The following is a 16,532-nucleotide window of genomic DNA, read 5'->3' on the forward strand; positions in this document are numbered from 1 at the left end:
AACTCCGGTGAAAACAGGCTCGAATTCATGTTTATTCGTCATGGGTTCGATGCAATGCTGGGTGCGTTGATTTCGGGGCCCGCGGTTTTCTTCGCGTGCGAAGGGGCCATGCGGGGGCCGGATGGCGCGATGCTGTGCAGGGACATAAGGAGACGAGACACATGGATCAAATGATGGGAATGGCGGGGAGCTGGGGCCCGCTCGTGGTTGCGGCGCTCAAGGCGCTGATCGTTCTGGTGATCGGCTGGATGGTGGCCGGGCTGGTGTCGGGCACGGTCCGGCGCAAGGTGAATGCCAATCCGCGGATCGACGACACGCTGGGCACTTTCGTGGCCAATGTCATCAAATGGGTGATCCTGTTGATGGTGCTGATCGCGGTTCTGGGGCTGTTCGGCATCCAGGCGACATCGCTGGTGGCTGTTCTCGGTGCGGCGACGCTGGCCATCGGCCTTGCGCTTCAGGGCACGCTGAGCGATCTGGCGGCGGGGTTCATGATCATCCTTTTCCGGCCCTACAAGCTGGGTCAATATGTCGATATCGGCGGCACGGCGGGGACGGTGACGGACATCAACCTTTTCATCACCGAACTGACCACGCCCGACAATGTGCAGATCATCATGCCGAACGGACAGGCCTGGGGGTCGATCATCCGCAACTTCTCGCATCACCCGACGCGGCGTCTCGATATGGTGTTCGGGATCGACTATGGCGACGATGCCGAGGCGGCCAAGGCGGTGATCCTCGAACAGGTCGCGGCCGATGCGCGGGCGCATGGCGAGCCGGAGCCGTGGGTCCGCGTCACCAACCTCGGCGACAGCTCGGTCGATATCACCTTGCGGGTGTGGTGTGCGGCCGGGGATTACTGGGACCTCAAGTTCCACCTCACGCAGGCGATCAAGGAAGCCTTTGACGCCAAGGGAATCACCATTCCCTATCCGCATTCGGTGGAGATTCAGAAAGCCGGGTGATCCGGGCGTGATCGGGTTGTGCGCCTGCGGCGCGCATGATGTCTCGTCTTCGGCCATCCGGCCTCATCCTCGGAGCCTCCGGCGGGAGTATTTGAGGCAAGATGAAGGATCGGGGCGCAATTCTGTTTGACAGGCCGCGGAAGCGAGTCTAATTGAGCGGCTCGTGTGAGATGGCGTGGTAGCTCAGCCGGTTAGAGCACAGCACTCATAATGCTGGGGTCGGCGGTTCAAGTCCGCCCCACGCTACCACACGGCGGACTTCCCGAAATACGCGATGACGCACAGGGATTGGGCAGGGGCCGGGTTGTGGTCGATGCCCGGTGCCACAGCGAAACAGGCCCGGGCGCGATCTGCGTCCGGGCCCGTAGTTTACGTTCAGGACTCGCCCGGTCAGCGGTCGCGGAACTGGGGCTCGCGTTTTTCCATGAAGGCGGACATGCCTTCCTTCTGGTCCTCGGTCGCAAAGAGCGAGTGGAACACCCGGCGCTCGAACAAGAGTCCTTCGCGCAGCGTGGTCTCGAACGAGCGGTTGACCGATTCCTTGACCGCCATGGTGGCGATCATGCTTTTCTCGGCGATCTTCTGGGCCGCGCCCATCGCCTCTTTCATCAACTCCTTTGCAGGCACGATGCGCGAAACCAGCCCGGCGCGCTCGGCCTCTTCGGCGTCCATGAAGCGGCCGGTGAGGTTCATGTCCATCGCCTTGGCCTTGCCGATGGCGCGGGTCAGGCGCTGGGTGCCGCCGATCCCGGCCATGACGCCGAGATTGATCTCGGGCTGGCCGAACTTGGCATTGTCGGCGGCGATGATGAAATCGCACATCATCGCCAACTCGCAACCGCCGCCAAGCGCGTAACCGCCCACGGCTGCGATGACGGGTTTGCGCACCCGGGCCACGGCGGCGGTTTCATCGGTGAAGAGATCCGAGGTGAAGACATCGGTGAAGCTCTTCTCGCTCATCATCTTGATGTCGGCCCCGGCTGCGAAAGCCTTGTCACTGCCGGTCAGCACGATGCAGCGCACCTTGTCGTTGGCTTGTGCCTCGGTCATGGCCCGGGCCAGCTCTTTCAAAAGCTGGTCGTTCAGCGCGTTGAGCGCATCGGGGCGGTTCAGACGGATGAGGCAGACGTGGTCTTCTATTTCGACGATGATCGTCTCATAGGCCATGGTCATGTCGCTTTCGCTTGTTTCGGTCTAGGGGAGATTCCTTACCACTGTGGCGGGGTGGATCAAGTTATCTTTGGCATTGCGGACAGTGGAAGGATGAGCGCCCCGATTGCACGGTGCGGCGAATCGTGGCCGCGCAGCCGGGGGTGCGGCAGGGCTGGCCTTCGCGGTCATAGACGTCGAACCGGTGCTGGAAATACCCCAGCTCACCACTGGCCTGCCGGAAATCGCGCAACGACGATCCGCCCGCTTCGATTGCCTCTTGCAGCACGGCACGGATGATCGGAACCAGCGTCGCGACGCGCACCGCCGAGATGCGCGCCGCACGGCGCGTGGGCGCGATATGGGCCCGGTAAAGCGCCTCGCAGACATAGATGTTGCCCAGTCCGGCGATGATGCGCTGATCGAGAAGGGCGGATTTGACCGGGGTGTTCTTGCCCCTGAGCGCGGCGACGAGGTAATCCTCGTTGAACGCATTGCCGAGCGGTTCGGGCCCGAGCCTGGCCAGCAGCGGATGGGCGTCGGCCCGGTCGGTGGGCAGAAGGTCCATCGCGCCGAAACGGCGCGGATCGTTGAAGGTGATCCGGGCACCATTCTCCATGTCGAGGATGACGTGATCGTGTTTTTCGCGGGCCGGGTGAGTGTGGACAAATTGTCCCAGCGGGTCGCCCGAAACGGTCATCCGCCCCGACATGCCGAGGTGAATCAGCAGGGATTCGCCGCCGTTCGCGTCGGGTTCGAGATCGGCGAGGATGTATTTCGACCGGCGGCGGAGCCGCGCGACGCGCCGCCCGGTCAGGCGCGTGGCGAAATCGGGCGGAAAGGGCCAGCGCAGATCGGGGCGGTTGACCTGCGCGCGGGCGATCACCTGTCCCTCCATCGACGGGGCAAGGCCACGGCGGACGGTTTCAACCTCGGGCAGTTCGGGCATGGGGCCTCGCGGTCACAGGGGCGCATTGTGCGCGCGTAACGCCCCGTATAAGAGAGGGCGGAGAGCGCAAAGGCAAGCCGGATGACCGAGAAGACCACGCATTTCGGATTTGAGGATATCCCCGAGACGGAAAAGGCGGGGCGCGTGCGCGGCGTTTTCGGCTCGGTCGCGTCGAAATACGACGTGATGAACGACGCGATGAGCTTTGGCATCCACCGCATCTGGAAGGATGCGATGATGGATTGGCTCGCGCCGCGGCCCGGGCAACGTCTGCTGGATGTTGCGGGCGGCACCGGCGATATCTCTTTCCGGTTTCTCAAGCGGGCGGGCCATGGCCACGCCACCGTGCTTGATCTGACCGAACCGATGCTGGTTGAGGGGCGCAAGCGGGCCGAGGCGGCGGACCTTGCGCACAATCTTGACTGGGTGGTGGGCGACGCGATGGCGTTGCCTTTTGACGATAACAGCTTTGATGTCTACACGATCAGTTTCGGCATTCGCAACGTGACCCGCCCGCAGGATGCCCTGAACGAGGCGTTCAGGGTGCTGAAACCGGGTGGGCGGCTGATGGTGCTGGAATTCAGCCAGATCCCCAACGACATGATGCAGAAGGTTTACGATCTCTATTCCTTCAACATCATCCCGCGCATCGGCCAGATGATCGCGAATGACCGCGATTCATACCAGTATCTCGTCGAATCCATCCGCAAGTTCCCCGATCAGCAGACGTTCCTCGACATGGTGAGGGCGGCCGGCTTCGAACAGGCGAAATATCGCAACCTGTCGATGGGCATTGCCTGCCTGCATTCGGGCTGGAAACTGTGAGGCGCGCGGGATGAGGGGGCCGCATAATATCATCCGCCTGATCCGCACCGGCGCGACGCTGGAGCGGACCGGGGCGATGACCGTGATTCTCGATGCGTTCGAGGCGCCGAAACTCATGCGGGTGGTGTTGCGCGCGCTGGTCTGGCCGGTGCAGTGGCTGGGCGAAAAGGGCGACCCTTCGATGCCGCCCGCAACCCGCGCGCTGAGCGCGCTGGGACCGGCCTATATCAAGTTCGGGCAGATCCTGAGCACCCGGCCCGACGTGGTGGGCGACGAGCTGGCCGTTCACCTGCGGGTCTTGCAGGACAAGTTGCCGCCCTTTTCCATGGTCAAGGCACGCGAGTCCGTGCATGACGCGCTGGGCCTGCCGGTGAGCGAGATTTTCGACAGTTTCAGCGAGTCGGTGGCGGCGGCCTCGATCGCGCAGGTGCATCGCGCGCGGCTCAAGACCACCGGCGAGGACGTGGCGGTCAAGGTGCTGCGCCCCGGGATCGAGCGGGCGTTCCAGCGCGATATCGACGCGTTTTACCTTGCCGCCGACGTGATCGAGTTCCTGTCGCCCGCCTCGCGGCGGTTGCGTCCGCGCGACGTGATCAGGCATTTCGAGGGCGTGGTGCAGGGCGAGCTCGACCTGCGGCTCGAAGCGGCTTCGGCCAGCGAATTCGCCGCCAACACCAAGGATGACGATGGGTTCCGCCTGCCGGAGGTCAAGTGGAACCTGTCGGGTCGCCGCGTCATGGTCATGGGCTGGGCCGAGGGCGTGGCGCTGGGCGACAATGCGGCGCTGGACGCGGCGGGCCATGATCGCCACGCGCTGGGCGAGCGGGTGCTACAACTCTTCCTCAGCCATGCGCTGCGCGACGGGTTCTTTCACGCCGACATGCACCAGGGCAATCTCAAGGTCGCGGCGAATGGCGATATCATCGCCTATGATTTCGGGATCATGGGCCATATCGACGAATATACCCGCCGGGTCTATGCCGAGATCCTCTACGGGTTCATCCAGCGCGATTACAAGCGCGTGGCCGAGGTCCATTTCGAGGCCGGATACGTGCCCGCCGATCAGGATGTCGACGCCTTTGCCCGCGCGCTCAGGGTGGTGGGCGAGCCGATTTTCGGCATGGACGCGAGCCAGATCTCGATGGGGCGACTGCTGAGCTATCTCTTTGAAGTGACAGAGCGTTTCGGGATGGAGACGCGCACCGAACTGATCCTGTTGCAGCGCACGATGGTGGTGGTCGAGGGCGTGGCGCGGTCGCTGTCGCCCAATCTCAATATCTGGGACGTGGCCAAGCCCATCGTCGGGGATTACATCCAGCAATCCATCGGCCCCAAGGCGCTGGCGCGGGACATGGCGAAAACCGCGCGGGTTCTGGCACGGTTCGGGCCGCGTCTGCCCGGCATGGTCGAGGCCGCGCTTGTCCGGCAAAGCCTGCCACCGGCCCCGCCGCGACCCCAGCGACGCTTCTGGCGCCCTGCGCTTTGGCTTGTCGGTGGCGTGGCGCTGGGCGCGGGGGGCGTGGCGTTGGCGCTGTCCCAGTGACGCCGGGCCATAGGCATGTTTCCGCTTGCAGATTTGTGACAGTTGGGCGGGCACATGGCCGATGGTCAAAAGGGCTGTTTTTTCGCGGTGCAGTTTCGCATAGACTGGGCGAAATCATGTGGAGTGGTGGGGCAATGCGGGTTTCGAAACCGGCGATTCTGGTCGGGTTGGTGGCGATGGTGCCGATGGCGGCGCATGGTGACAACCTGACCACCAGATCGAAGAACATGTATGGCACACCCGGTGGGCTCATTGACATGCCCACGGCCGAGATGGCCGAGGATGGGGAGCTGTCCACGACGATTTCGCATTTCGGTGACACGACCAGGACGATGCTGACCTTTCAGGTCACGCCGCGTCTGACCGGGACGTTCCGCTATTCGTCGCTGCGCGAATACCGGCCGGGCCGGGGCGGCGCGAACCCCTATCCCAATTCGTCCTATTACGACCGTAGTTTCGATCTGCGCTACCAGGTTATGACCGAGGGGGACTATCACCCGGCGGTGGCGGTCGGGCTGCGCGATTTCATGGGCACGGGGCTTTACGGTGGCGAATACGTGGTCGCGACCAAGGAATTCGGATCGCGGCTGCGCGTGACCGGCGGGGTCGGTTGGGGGCGGCTGGGCAGTTTCGACAGCTTCGGCAGCACCGGCACCCGGCCGACCGGCTTGATCGGGTCTGGCGGCATTCCCAATACCGACCGATGGTTCCGCGGGCCGATGTCCGCCTTCGGCGGGCTGAGCTACCAGGCGACCGACCGGCTGAGCTTCAAGGCGGAATATTCGACCGACGCCTACCTGGAAGAGCGCGGCGCCGGGCAGGACCCGGGGTCCAACCTCTTTCAACGCAAGAGCCCGTGGAATTTCGGGCTCGACTACCAGGTCAGCGACAGCATCAATCTCGGGGCCTATTACATGTATGGCTCGGAAGTCGGGGTGCGGATGAGCATCGCGCTCAACCCGAAAACCGCGCCGATTCCGGGCGGTGCGGATCTGGCGCCGCTGCCGGTGGCGGTGCGACCGCAATTCTCGGCCCGCGATCTGGGCTGGGACGCCACCCCCGGCGCCCGGGACACCCTGCGTGACGAGGTTGCGCAAAGCCTCGCCAAAGAGGGGCTGATCCTTGAGGGGATCGAGGCCGAACCGGGGCGCGTGCGGGTTCTCGTGCGCAACACGCGCTGGGACATCGAACCACAGGCCGTGGGCCGCGCGGCGCGGGTTCTGAGCCGGGTGATGCCCGATTCAGTCGAGCAGTTCACCATCGGGCAAAGCTATCAGGGCATGCCGACCGGCGCGGTGACGATGCGGCGTAGCGATGTCGAGGCGCTGGAAAACGCACCGGCCGCGGCGATGCTCGATCGCGTGACCTTCAGCGGCGATGGCGCGGCGTGGGCGGGCATGGATGTCGCGCCGGGCAATTATCCGCGGCTGGAATGGAGCCTTGCCCCGTTCCTCAAGCTGGGTGTTTTCGACCCCGACTCGCCGGTCAAGGCGGATGCGGGGCTGCGCCTGTCGGGTGATTACCACGTTGCGCCCGGCTGGGTTCTGTCGGGGGCGGTGTCGGTCAAGGCGGCGGGCAATCTCGACGCTCCGCCCAAGGGGCGGTCGGGCGTGGGGCCGGGAACACTCCCCAAGGTGCGCTCGAACGCGCGGTTCTACGCCGAGGGCAACGACCCGCGACTCGATTACCTGACGGTGGCAAAATACGGGCGACTGGGCGAGGATTGGTATGGCCGCATGACCTTTGGCTATCTCGAACAGATGTATGCCGGTGTCTCGGGTGAAGTCCTGTGGAAACCGGTGGGCAGCCGCCTCGCGCTGGGGGCCGAGGTCAACTATGTCGCGCAGCGCGACTTCAACCAGGGCTTTGGCCTGCGCAATTACGATATCGCGACCGGCCACCTGTCGGCCTATTACGATTTCGGCAACGGCTTTCACGGGCAGCTCGACATGGGGCGCTATCTTGCCGGCGACTGGGGGGCGACCGTGGCGCTTGACCGCGAATTCGACAATGGCTGGCGCGTGGGGGCCTACGTGACCAAGACCAACGTATCTGCCGCCGCCTTTGGCGAGGGATCGTTCGACAAGGGCATTCGCATCACCATTCCGATGAGCTGGGCGATCGGGTCGGCCACGCGCAACAAGAACGAACTCGTGATTCAGTCGCTGACCCGCGACGGTGGCGCGCGCGTCAACGTGGACGGGCGGCTTTACGAGGCGGTGCGCGACAGCCACCAACCGCAGATGGCCAAGACATGGGGGAAATTCTGGAGATGAAGCGTTCACATGTCGGCCTCGCACTCGCTGCCTGCCTGGCCCTTGCCGCCTGTGGCAACCGGTCGGGCCAGGGTCAGGTCGAGGTTCTCAGGACCGCGGTTTCGGGAATGTTCAACTCCTCGGACCAGGGCAACAGTGGCGGGGCCTCGGCCGAAGAACTCGCCGCGGCGATCAACGCGGCGTTGAACGGCACCGACCTGCCGCTGAGCCTTGCCATGGTCGAGGCGCGCAATGCCACGACCCTCCTGACCCGGATCGAGACCAATGGCGCCTATGGCACCTGGGCCGCGCCCGACCGTCGCACGATCATCATGAAGGACGGGCTGATCACCGCGACGCGGGGTCTGGGCAATGACATCATGTCCTCCGAAACCGGGGCGGTCGCCGCACTTGTCACCGCGCGCCAGGCGGGACAGGCGCAGCGCGTCCACCGCTATCTCGACGGAGAGAACCATACCGTCGAGATGCGCGCCGATTGCCGCGTGACACGTGGCGGCGAGGCGATGGTCAAAAGCGTGCGGTTCAACGCGAAAACGGTCGAGATGACCGAAAGCTGCGACACCGGCACGCGCCGTTTCGTCAACACCTACATGGTCGACAGGCAGGGTGACGTGGTGCAGTCGCGCCAATGGGCGAACCCCGAGGGCGGGCATATCTTCATCCAGGCCCTGCGCAAGTGAAACGCGGATCTGACGTGGTGATGGATGAGTTCATCACGCACCGCGCCAAAAGAAAACGGCGGCCCATGGGCCGCCGTTCGCGTATGATCTGATCGCCTGTCGGCGGTCGTCTCAGGTTCCGTCGCTGCTCGTGGCAACGGCCATGGCCAGTGTGACAACGGCAACGGCTGCCATGCCTGCACCGCCAGCGCCCAGGCCAAGCCCGCCACCTTGGGTCGACACGAACGGATCGTTCTGGGTCTTGGTCTCAGCGGCAACCGGAAGCGCGGAAGCAGCGGCGAGAGCAGCAGCGGCTGCGATCATCGAAATCTTTTTCATAACGTTCTCCATACCTTGGCCGAGTCGGCGATTGCCAATCTGTCCATACAGATTACCGGACAGTATTACCCAATTTATAGTATAATCCTATCAACTTGAAAACAGGTTTTTGGTGAATGGCCGGTTCGACGTGGTGATAGGCAAAGTTCAGCACACGCCGCGCCAAAAGAAAACGGCGGCCCATGGGCCGCCGTTTGCATATGATCTGATCGCCTGTTGGCGGCCGTCTCAGGTTCCGTCGCTGCTCGTGGTGACGGCGATGGCCACTGCAACAACGGCAACGGCTGCAATGCCGGCACCGCCAGCGCCCAGGCCAAGCCCGCCACCTTGGGTCGACACGAACGGATCGTTCTGGGTCTTGGTCTCAGCGGCGACCGGAAGGGCGGCAGCAGCGGCGAGGGCAGCAACGGCTGCGATCGTCGAAATCTTTTTCATAACTTTCTCCAAACCTTAGTTGAGTCGGCAAATGCCAACGTGACCACCCAAACTATCGCACAGTCTTATTCAGCTTGAAAACAGATTTTTGTGATCTTGCCGTTTCAAGCCCGATCTGGGCCGTACTTGGGCGAATCATGGCTGCTTTCGCGCCACGGAACCCCGTGTTGAGTTGCATTAATGCATCGCTGTGGCCGCGTGGTGTGATTGGTGCCGCGGGCCGTTCGATTGCGCCCGTGGCTGCCGTCGTCACTTGATTCGTCCCGCCCTGCCCTGATGTGGGTTGACAGAACTCATCGGGGTTCCCGTTTTGCGCGATCAGTTCGCGCGGCGCAGGGCCAGAACATCGTCCGCCGCGACCGTCGCACCGCCATCAAGGACAAGCTGCATGGCGCCGTCGACATTCCGCGCCTCGACCACCTCGGAATAGGTTTCGACCGGGGTTGTGGAAGCGGGTTCCCCGTTCGCGAAATTCTCAACCGTGAAACCGTAAAGCCCCGGCGGCAAGGGGGTGCCATCGGCGCCGACACCGGCCCAGTCGACCGGGCCGACGGCAAGGTCGAGCGGCTGACGCTGAACCTCGGCGCCGCTCTCGTCCGAGACGACAAGCCATGCCGCATCGGCGCGCTGGTCGATCTCGGGTGTCAGGGTCAGGGGCGCACCGTCGAACCGGGCCGGGGCCGTGCTGCGCACCTCCATCCCGACCAGCGTGGCAAGCTGTGTCACGCCCGAGGCCGCGATATTGGCCACCAGCCCGGACAGCAGATCATTGGTCAACACCTGCTGTTCGACCGAAGAGAACGTGGCCAGTTGCACCGCGTAATCGGAACTGTCGATCGGGTTGAGCGGGTCCTGGTTCTGCATTTGCGTGGTCAGCATTTCCAGGAAAGTCTGGAAATCCGCGCCGATCACGCTCTTGGCCGAACTGCCGGGCGGATCGTTCTGGCCGGATTGCGCCCGCGCATTCTGCGTGGCGGTGGCCGAGACGGCGGAAAGGGGCGTGGTCGGGTCTGTCATGGTGCGTTGCTTTCTCTAAAGGCGGATGTCGATCGAACCGTCTGCGATGCGGGCCGAGAGCGCCGGGGCAGGGGGCGCGCTCTGATCGGGCAGGTCGGGATCGTCGCCCGGGGCACCGCGCGATGGGTCGTCGCCCGGCGGCGGTTGCCCGCTGTCCCGGCCGCGCCGGTCGGGGCCGAAATCGAACTGGATGCTGCCATAGCCGATCTGGCGGAACTCTTCGGCCAGAAGGCCGATATGCCGCCGCATGAGGTCAAGCGTCTCGCCACGTTCGGCGGTGATCGTGACCGAGATTGCCCCCTCGGACTGAACCATGGTCATGCGCACCCGGCCAAGCTCTTCGGGGTTGAGCCTGACCTCGGTCGCCTGTTGCGGGCCCGGGGCGAATTCGGCGATCTGGCGGGCGACATGCTGTGGCAGGTCCGGCCCATAGCGCGCGATGAGTGGCCCGGTTGGGCGGGTTTCGCGCGCGATGCCCTCGAAACCGGCGAGACCGGAAAGCTCTGCCCCCGGATCAGATCGGGTGGCGTGCTCGCGCCCGTCGAGACCACCCGAAAGCCGGATCGCCCCGAAGTTGGCGGCGTCGGCGGGCGCGAGAGCGGGCCGCGATGCCGGTGCCAGTGACCGCTGCGACGGTGGCGGCAACAGCGGGCTGGTCCCGGCACGGGCCCCGATGCTGTATGCCGTCTTGAGGTCTGCACCCGGGGTCGGGCCATGCTCATCGGTGGTGTCATGCAGTGAAAGGCCAATGCCGGATGCCGCGATAGACCGGATCGGACTCGCTATCCGTGCGGCGACCTGTGCTGGCGGCGGGATGTCATGGTGTGGCACGGGGGATGAATGTGTCGCGCGGTGTTCGGCGGTCACCCCGGGGGCCGTCGGCGCCGGAATGGCCGGCCCGTCGGTGCGCCGAACATTGGCGGAGTGGTCCGCCCCTCCCGCCCGTGATGCCGTCACGAGAAGTTCCTGCTGGCGGGATGACAGAACCCTGTCGACAGGGGAAGATGCGGCCGGGGCAGATGCCACAGGACGCGGCGCAAGCCCCGGAATCGCGGATCGCCCGGGCGATCGCGACGCCTCCCCGGCGATATTCGCGCGCGGCAACGCCAGGCGCGCGGGGGCGGTTTGTGCGGGAATATCGTGACGTGTCTCCGGGGCGGTGTCGCGCGTCTCCTCTGGGTTTTCGCCATGGGGAGGGGGCAATTGATCCGGCTCCGTCGCCTCGCGATCCTTGCCCGGCTCATCGGCGGGGGGCTGGGCCAGGGGCGTGCGGGCATGCACCATGTCGGAAAAAAGATCCCCATCCGCCCGCACGCCCGACGCGCCCTTTTGCGGATCTGCCTCGACCGGGCGGTTCGCCATGCGCCCGGCCATCGCCGGGTGTGTCGTGATTTCCGTCATCTGGCCCTCGGAATTCTTCCAGTTCGGGCCAAGCATTCCAGATTGCGGTTACCGGTTCTTTACCGGCCATCGGCTATGACGAAAAAAATCCGATCAATTGGAGCCATGCACATGACCGACCTTTCCACCGCGCTGCACGCGCGCGCCAGCCCTGCAAACTCGGGGTCGCGACCGGTGCCGGACCATCGCACGACAGGGGATGCCGTGCTGTTCGAGGTGGCGCAGAAACTCGAAACCGTGTTCCTCGCCGAAATGCTTGAAAGCGCCGGTTTGGGAGAGCCGCGCGAGAGTTTCGGCGGTGGCGCCGGTGAGGCGCAGTTCGCGTCGTTCCTGCGCGAGGCGCAGGCCGCGGAAATGGTGAAACAGGGCGGAATCGGCCTTGCCGAGACGCTTTTCCACACATTGAAGGAGACAAGACATGACAGGTGAAACCGGCCCCGCCCATGATGCGGTCGAGGCGCTTGCGGCACTTCTCGAAGACGAGAGAACGGCGCTTCTCGCGGGTGATTTCGAGCGGTTGATCGGGATGCTCGATGACAAGGCGGCGTTGATCGACCAACTCGACGCGATCGACGATCCGGGCGAAGAGATGCTTGTCGGCATCCGGCGCCTGCTCGAGCGTAATCAGGGGCTTCTCGACAGCGCGCTTGCGGGGATTCGCGGCGTCGCGGGGCGTATCGGGGCGCTGCACCGGATGCGCCGGTCGCTCGAAACCTATGACCGATCCGGCCGTCGCACCACGATCGAGGCGACGATCGACCACGTGATCGAGAAACGGGCCTGACACGCCTGAGGACGGGAAAAATCTTGTAAAATGCCGGGAATAACACGGGCGCAGCTTAGGGAACCGTTAGGACATATGCGGACAATCTGGGCGCGCATCCAGACGGGTGGCGCAGTATCGCGATCGGCGGTGTTGCAAGTGTCAGAACGACCTGGCTCCGCCTGCGAAAGCGGCGGGATGTGAAACGGGCGCAAAGCGTCCAGCGACCAAAGGAACGTGATACCATGTCCAGCATTCTGACCAACAACAGCGCAATGGTGGCGCTGCAAACCCTCAAGGGCATCAACAAGAACCTCGCCAGCGTGCAAGGCGAGATTTCGACCGGCAAATCGGTTGCCTCGGCCAAGGACAACTCGGCCGTCTGGGCCATCTCCAAGGTGATGGAATCCGACGTGAACGGGTTCAAGGCGATCTCGGACAGCCTTGCGCTGGGCGAATCCACCGTTGCCGTGGCCCGCAACGCGGCCGAAACGATCACCGACCTGCTGACCCAGATGAAGGGCAAGATCGTCGCGGCGCAGGAAGACAATGTCGACCGCGGGAAAATCAACGACGATGTCACCGCGTTGCGCAGCCAGATCGACTCGGTCGTGAGCGCGGCGCAGTTCAACGGGTTGAACCTGGTCGACGGCTCCACGGCCTCGGCCAATATCCTGTCCTCGCTCGATCGCGATGCGTCCGGCAACGTCTCGTCGTCGTCGATCGCGGTGACGGGGCAGAACCTGTCGACCGGCGGCTATACCGCCATCGCCGGTTTCGATGCGACCAATACCGACGGCGTCGCCGCCGACGGGCAGGATACGTTCGGCTTCTCGCTCGATGCCAATGGCGGCACCAATGATGGCGGCACGATCGAATTCGACGATCCGGGGTATACCGCGGGCGATTCGGTGACCTTGCGCCTCGGCGACACCGAGGTGAGCTATACCATCACCCAGGCCGATATCGACGCGACCTCGACCGCCGATGTCATCGCCGTCGGTGTGAAATCGGCGGTCGAGTCGTCGGGCGCGAACGTGTCGGTTGAATACAACATCGCCAACACCGGCCGCCTTGTCATCACCAACGAGGATACCACCGATGGTCTCACGATCAGCGGTCAGTTCAACAACGTGAATGCCGGCGGGCTGGGCGCACTGTCGGCGATCAACGTGTCCTCGGATGTCGGGGCCGCGGCCGCGCTGGGCTCGATCGAGACCCTCATCGACACGGCCATCTCTGCGGCCGCGTCCTTTGGTTCGGTCGAGGGCCGGATTGCCACCCAGTCCGATTTCATCTCGAGCCTGAGCGATTCGCTCAAGTCGGGGATTGGCGCGATGGTGGATGCCGACATGGAAGAGGCCTCGGCGCGGCTTCAGGCGTTGCAGGTGCAACAACAACTGGGTGTGCAATCGCTTTCGATTGCCAACCAGTCGCCGCAGACTCTGCTGTCCCTGTTCCGCTGATCTGAACCGGCCCGGGCGCCACGATCCGGCGCCCGGGTTCTTCTGCCCCGCTTGCAGCAACAGACAACGGAAAGGACAGAGCCTTGCAGTCCCAGATGATGGCGCGTGCCGCCTATTCCACACAGAACACCCCGATCCGCACACCGCGCGGCACCGAATACGATGTCGTCGCCCGCGTCACGCAACGCCTGCGCGCCGCGGCACTCCTTGGCAGGTCCGGCTTTCCGGCCCTGGCCGAGGCGGTGCATGCCAACCGCCGCCTCTGGACCATGCTGGCCGCCGATGTCGCCGACCGGGACAACCCGCTGCCCCGCGACCTCAGGGCGCGGATATTCTACCTGTCCGAGTTCACGCGCGACTATAGCGGCCGGGTGCTCAGCAAGGGGGCGAGCGTTGCACCGCTTCTCGAGATCAACGCCGCGGTGATGCGCGGCCTGCGCGCCGGGGGGGTGGCGGAATGAGCGGCCTTGTCCTCAAGCTTGGCCCGAAGGAACGGGTTCTGATCAACGGCGCGGTGATCGAGAACGGGGATCGCCGGTCGCGCCTGTCGATCATGACGCCCGATGCCAATATCCTGCGCCTGCGCGATGCGATCCACCCGGAAGAGGCCAATACGCCGGTGCGCCGCGTCTGCTATGCCGCGCAGCTTGTCCTGACCGGTGATTCCACGCCCGATGATGCGCGCATGCCGCTCTTGCGCCGGATCGAGGAGTTGAGCCAGGTGCTCACCGATCATGACAGTCGACGGCAATTGGCACTGGCGACCCAGGCCGTGCTGGACGCGCAGTATTATCAATGTCTCAAGGCCCTGCGCGCGCTCTTGCCGCGCGAGGAACGGCTGTTGGCCGCGCGGGTGCAGTGATGGCGTTCCAGCCGGTCATTCCCGCCGGCGGGCTGGTCGGTTGGCGGTTTCTCCAGCAGACCCGCCCGGCCCAGGAGGCGGCGTTTCGCGACGCCCCCGCGATCCAGCGTGACACCGCCTATTTCGCGGAACGGATCGGCCAGATCGACAGCGCCGCCGAACTGGTCTCGGATCGTCGGCTCCTGTCGGTCGCGCTGGGGGCGTTCGGGCTTCAGGACGATATCAACAACCGCTATTTCGTTCAGCGGATGCTCGACGACGGGACGATCAAGCCCGATGCGCTGGCCAACCGGATGGCCGATGACCGCTACAAATCCTTCTCCCGCGCCTTCGGATTCGGCGATTTCGCGGTGCCGCGCACCAAGCTTTCGGATTTCGCGGACGAGATCGTCAACCGCTACCTGTCGAAATCCTTCGAGGTGGCAGTGGGCGATCAGCAAGAGGACATGCGCCTCGCCCTCAACGCCCAGAGCGAATTGCCGCGCATCGCCAGCGAGAGCGGCACGAACGACACGAAATGGTTTCGCGTGATGGGCAACGCCCCCCTGCGCAAACTGTTCGAGGTCGCGCTGGGCCTGCCCGAAAGCTTTGGACAGATCGACCTCGACAAGCAGCTTGAAATCTTCCGCGACAAGGCCGCGCGCCAGTTCGGCACCGGCGAGATCGACGAGATCGCCACCCCCGAAATGCTTGACCGGGTGGTGCAGCGTTTCCTGGTCCGCACGCAGGTTGATACGGGTCCGGCCAACATCGCGGGCAGTATCGCGCTGACGCTGTTGCAATCGGCGCCGATTGGGCGCGGCTGACGGGATCACGCCCCGCCCGGCAACCCGGGCAGCCCGGCAGCCGTGACGCCGCGACGCGGATCGCCCCCATCCGCACCCTGCACACCGCCTGCGCCCGGCTGCCGCACCACGCCGCCGCCATTTGCCGCGCGCCGCAGCATCAGCCGCAAGCGATTGAAACTGTTTGTAATATCCTGATGCTCGGTCTCGGCAAGGAAGGCGTCGAGCTGCGGCCAGACCCGGATCGCGCGGTCGGTCTCGGGGTCACTGCCCTCGGTATAAAGCCCGGCGCGAATCATCATCTCCGACCTTGCATAGACGCCCAGAAGGTGCCGCGCCTCGGCGATCACCTTGTTCTCCTCGTCGCTGGCCGCGCCGGGCAGGCTGCGCGACACCGACCGCAACAGGTCGATCGCCGGATAGCGCCCGCGCTCGGCGATCTGCCGGTCGAGCACCACATGCCCGTCAAGCACCCCGCGCAGGATATCGGCAATCGGTTCGTCCATGTCCGATCCGGCCACCAGCACCGTGAACACCGCCGTGATCGCACCGGAATGGCCCGCCCCCGGACCCGCGCGTTCGCATAGCGACATGATCACATGCGCGGTCGAGGGCGGGTAGCCGCGCAGCGACGGCAACTCGCCCGAGGCCACCGCCACCTCGCGATGCGCCTCGGCGAAACGGGTGATCGAATCCCCGAGGAACAGCACGTTACAGCCCTGATCGCGGAAATGCTCGGCCACCGCCATCGCGGTCCAGGCACAGCGCCGCCGCGCCAGCGGCGACTGATCCGACGTGGCGGCCACCACCACCGCCCGTTTCATCCCTTCGGGACCAAGCACGGTATCGACGAATTCACGCAGTTCGCGCCCGCGTTCGCCGATCATCGCGATCACGATCACATCGGCCTCGACATGCCGCGCGAGATGGGCGAGCAGCGTCGTCTTGCCCACGCCCGACCCGGCGAAAAGGCCCAGCCGCTGCCCCTCGACCAGCGGCAACATGGTGTTGAACACCGCCATCCCGGTTTCAAGCCGCGCGCCCAGCGCGTGGCGCGTGGCCGGGGCCGGGGGCGATGCGCGCAACGGCCGCGCG

The 16,532-nt window shown here is 64.8% G+C and carries 17 protein-coding genes, 1 tRNA gene and 1 pseudogene; 12 read left to right on the forward strand and 7 right to left on the reverse strand.

The genetic code is table 11. The features are described from left to right. Window positions 1-161 precede the first annotated feature (161 nt). Together FLO80_RS17705 and FLO80_RS17710 are read left to right on the forward strand one after the other, a co-directional pair. Window positions 162-968: a mechanosensitive ion channel family protein gene (locus FLO80_RS17705; RefSeq protein WP_111364818.1), complete on the forward strand. Its 807-nt coding sequence runs from the start codon at window positions 162-164 to the stop codon at window positions 966-968. Between the two features lie 172 nt (window positions 969-1,140). Continuing rightward, window positions 1,141-1,217 (forward strand) — tRNA-Met (locus tag FLO80_RS17710). Window positions 1,218-1,358: 141 nt separating this feature from the next. Here the strand turns inward: FLO80_RS17710 and FLO80_RS17715 are convergent. Beyond that, window positions 1,359-2,135: an enoyl-CoA hydratase gene (locus FLO80_RS17715; protein ID WP_111365014.1), complete on the reverse strand. Its 777-nt coding sequence runs from the start codon at window positions 2,133-2,135 to the stop codon at window positions 1,359-1,361. 67 nt (window positions 2,136-2,202) lie between these two features. Then, window positions 2,203-3,066 carry a bifunctional DNA-formamidopyrimidine glycosylase/DNA-(apurinic or apyrimidinic site) lyase gene (mutM, locus tag FLO80_RS17720; RefSeq protein WP_111364821.1) on the reverse strand — a complete coding sequence of 288 codons (864 nt, stop codon included), beginning with the start codon at window positions 3,064-3,066 and terminating at the stop codon, window positions 2,203-2,205. A 78-nt stretch (window positions 3,067-3,144) separates the two neighbouring features. Here mutM and ubiE point away from each other — a divergent pair. The 4 genes and pseudogenes from ubiE to FLO80_RS17740 all read left to right on the forward strand — a co-directional run. Beyond that, window positions 3,145-3,891: pseudogene (ubiE, locus tag FLO80_RS17725) on the forward strand (bifunctional demethylmenaquinone methyltransferase/2-methoxy-6-polyprenyl-1,4-benzoquinol methylase UbiE); the annotation flags it as partial. Between the two features lie 10 nt (window positions 3,892-3,901). Then, window positions 3,902-5,434, forward strand: coding sequence for a 2-polyprenylphenol 6-hydroxylase (gene ubiB, locus FLO80_RS17730; RefSeq protein WP_111364827.1), 1,533 nt, complete (start codon window positions 3,902-3,904; stop codon window positions 5,432-5,434). A gap of 134 nt (window positions 5,435-5,568) precedes the next feature. Further along, window positions 5,569-7,710, forward strand: a complete 2,142-nt coding sequence (locus tag FLO80_RS17735; protein WP_246156719.1) for a YjbH domain-containing protein — start codon at window positions 5,569-5,571, stop codon at window positions 7,708-7,710. Then, on the forward strand, window positions 7,707-8,390 hold the full coding sequence (locus tag FLO80_RS17740; protein ID WP_188078333.1) for a YjbF family lipoprotein: 684 nt from the start codon (window positions 7,707-7,709) through the stop codon (window positions 8,388-8,390). Before FLO80_RS17735 ends, FLO80_RS17740 begins: the two co-directional genes overlap by 4 nt. Before the next feature lie 111 nt (window positions 8,391-8,501). Here FLO80_RS17740 and FLO80_RS17745 read toward each other — a convergent pair whose 3' ends face one another. The 4 genes from FLO80_RS17745 to FLO80_RS17760 form a co-directional block, all read right to left on the reverse strand. After that, complete coding sequence (locus FLO80_RS17745) at window positions 8,502-8,708, reverse strand: hypothetical protein (RefSeq protein ID WP_146611026.1); 207 nt, start codon at window positions 8,706-8,708, stop codon at window positions 8,502-8,504. 228 nt (window positions 8,709-8,936) lie between these two features. Next, window positions 8,937-9,143 carry a hypothetical protein gene (locus tag FLO80_RS17750; RefSeq protein WP_111364835.1) on the reverse strand — a complete coding sequence of 69 codons (207 nt, stop codon included), beginning with the start codon at window positions 9,141-9,143 and terminating at the stop codon, window positions 8,937-8,939. Between the two features lie 318 nt (window positions 9,144-9,461). Continuing rightward, window positions 9,462-10,160, reverse strand: coding sequence for a flagellar hook capping FlgD N-terminal domain-containing protein (locus FLO80_RS17755; RefSeq protein ID WP_111364838.1), 699 nt, complete (start codon window positions 10,158-10,160; stop codon window positions 9,462-9,464). A gap of 15 nt (window positions 10,161-10,175) precedes the next feature. Next, a complete protein-coding gene (locus FLO80_RS17760; protein ID WP_188078334.1) occupies window positions 10,176-11,561 on the reverse strand; it encodes a flagellar hook-length control protein FliK in 1,386 nt (461 codons plus the stop codon). 111 nt (window positions 11,562-11,672) lie between these two features. Here FLO80_RS17760 and FLO80_RS17765 point away from each other — a divergent pair, with 111 nt between their 5' ends. The 6 genes from FLO80_RS17765 (at window position 11,673) to FLO80_RS17790 (ending at window position 15,458) form a co-directional block, all read left to right on the forward strand. Beyond that, window positions 11,673-11,990: a rod-binding protein gene (locus FLO80_RS17765; protein ID WP_111365018.1), complete on the forward strand. Its 318-nt coding sequence runs from the start codon at window positions 11,673-11,675 to the stop codon at window positions 11,988-11,990. After that, window positions 11,980-12,345 (forward strand): hypothetical protein, encoded by a 366-nt coding sequence (locus FLO80_RS17770; protein WP_111364843.1) that lies wholly within the window; start codon window positions 11,980-11,982, stop codon window positions 12,343-12,345. The genes FLO80_RS17765 and FLO80_RS17770 overlap by 11 nt, the downstream gene beginning before the upstream one ends. A gap of 224 nt (window positions 12,346-12,569) precedes the next feature. Continuing rightward, window positions 12,570-13,790, forward strand: coding sequence for a flagellin N-terminal helical domain-containing protein (locus tag FLO80_RS17775; protein WP_111364845.1), 1,221 nt, complete (start codon window positions 12,570-12,572; stop codon window positions 13,788-13,790). A gap of 83 nt (window positions 13,791-13,873) precedes the next feature. Continuing rightward, window positions 13,874-14,251, forward strand: coding sequence for a flagellar biosynthesis regulator FlaF (gene flaF / locus FLO80_RS17780; RefSeq protein ID WP_111364848.1), 378 nt, complete (start codon window positions 13,874-13,876; stop codon window positions 14,249-14,251). Beyond that, window positions 14,248-14,652 carry a flagellar biosynthesis repressor FlbT gene (gene flbT, locus FLO80_RS17785; protein WP_111364850.1) on the forward strand — a complete coding sequence of 135 codons (405 nt, stop codon included), beginning with the start codon at window positions 14,248-14,250 and terminating at the stop codon, window positions 14,650-14,652. Before flaF ends, flbT begins: the two co-directional genes overlap by 4 nt. Further along, window positions 14,652-15,458 (forward strand): DUF1217 domain-containing protein, encoded by an 807-nt coding sequence (locus FLO80_RS17790; RefSeq protein ID WP_111364853.1) that lies wholly within the window; start codon window positions 14,652-14,654, stop codon window positions 15,456-15,458. Before flbT ends, FLO80_RS17790 begins: the two co-directional genes overlap by 1 nt. A gap of 5 nt (window positions 15,459-15,463) precedes the next feature. On the opposite strand, the gene FLO80_RS17795 is transcribed toward FLO80_RS17790, so the two are convergent. Beyond that, a partial coding sequence (locus tag FLO80_RS17795) for a FliI/YscN family ATPase (protein ID WP_149187085.1) occupies window positions 15,464-16,532 on the reverse strand: 1,069 nt, incomplete at its 5' end.

Source organism: Aquicoccus porphyridii, from assembly GCF_008369105.1.
Lineage (GTDB): Bacteria > Pseudomonadota > Alphaproteobacteria > Rhodobacterales > Rhodobacteraceae > Aquicoccus > Aquicoccus porphyridii.

Bases quoted from the DNA above. Each gene is read 5' to 3' on its own strand.
- FLO80_RS17705 (WP_111364818.1), top strand. From the start codon at position 162: ATGGATCAAATGATGGGAATGGCGGGGAGCTGGGGCCCGCTCGTGGTT.
- FLO80_RS17715 (WP_111365014.1), bottom strand. From the start codon at position 2,135: ATGGCCTATGAGACGATCATCGTCGAAATAGAAGACCACGTCTGCCTC.
- mutM (WP_111364821.1), bottom strand. From the start codon at position 3,066: ATGCCCGAACTGCCCGAGGTTGAAACCGTCCGCCGTGGCCTTGCCCCG.
- ubiB (WP_111364827.1), top strand. From the start codon at position 3,902: ATGAGGGGGCCGCATAATATCATCCGCCTGATCCGCACCGGCGCGACG.
- FLO80_RS17735 (WP_246156719.1), top strand. From the start codon at position 5,569: ATGCGGGTTTCGAAACCGGCGATTCTGGTCGGGTTGGTGGCGATGGTG.
- FLO80_RS17740 (WP_188078333.1), top strand. From the start codon at position 7,707: ATGAAGCGTTCACATGTCGGCCTCGCACTCGCTGCCTGCCTGGCCCTT.
- FLO80_RS17745 (WP_146611026.1), bottom strand. From the start codon at position 8,708: ATGAAAAAGATTTCGATGATCGCAGCCGCTGCTGCTCTCGCCGCTGCT.
- FLO80_RS17750 (WP_111364835.1), bottom strand. From the start codon at position 9,143: ATGAAAAAGATTTCGACGATCGCAGCCGTTGCTGCCCTCGCCGCTGCT.
- FLO80_RS17755 (WP_111364838.1), bottom strand. From the start codon at position 10,160: ATGACAGACCCGACCACGCCCCTTTCCGCCGTCTCGGCCACCGCCACG.
- FLO80_RS17760 (WP_188078334.1), bottom strand. From the start codon at position 11,561: ATGACGGAAATCACGACACACCCGGCGATGGCCGGGCGCATGGCGAAC.
- FLO80_RS17765 (WP_111365018.1), top strand. From the start codon at position 11,673: ATGACCGACCTTTCCACCGCGCTGCACGCGCGCGCCAGCCCTGCAAAC.
- FLO80_RS17770 (WP_111364843.1), top strand. From the start codon at position 11,980: ATGACAGGTGAAACCGGCCCCGCCCATGATGCGGTCGAGGCGCTTGCG.
- FLO80_RS17775 (WP_111364845.1), top strand. From the start codon at position 12,570: ATGTCCAGCATTCTGACCAACAACAGCGCAATGGTGGCGCTGCAAACC.
- flbT (WP_111364850.1), top strand. From the start codon at position 14,248: ATGAGCGGCCTTGTCCTCAAGCTTGGCCCGAAGGAACGGGTTCTGATC.
- FLO80_RS17790 (WP_111364853.1), top strand. From the start codon at position 14,652: ATGGCGTTCCAGCCGGTCATTCCCGCCGGCGGGCTGGTCGGTTGGCGG.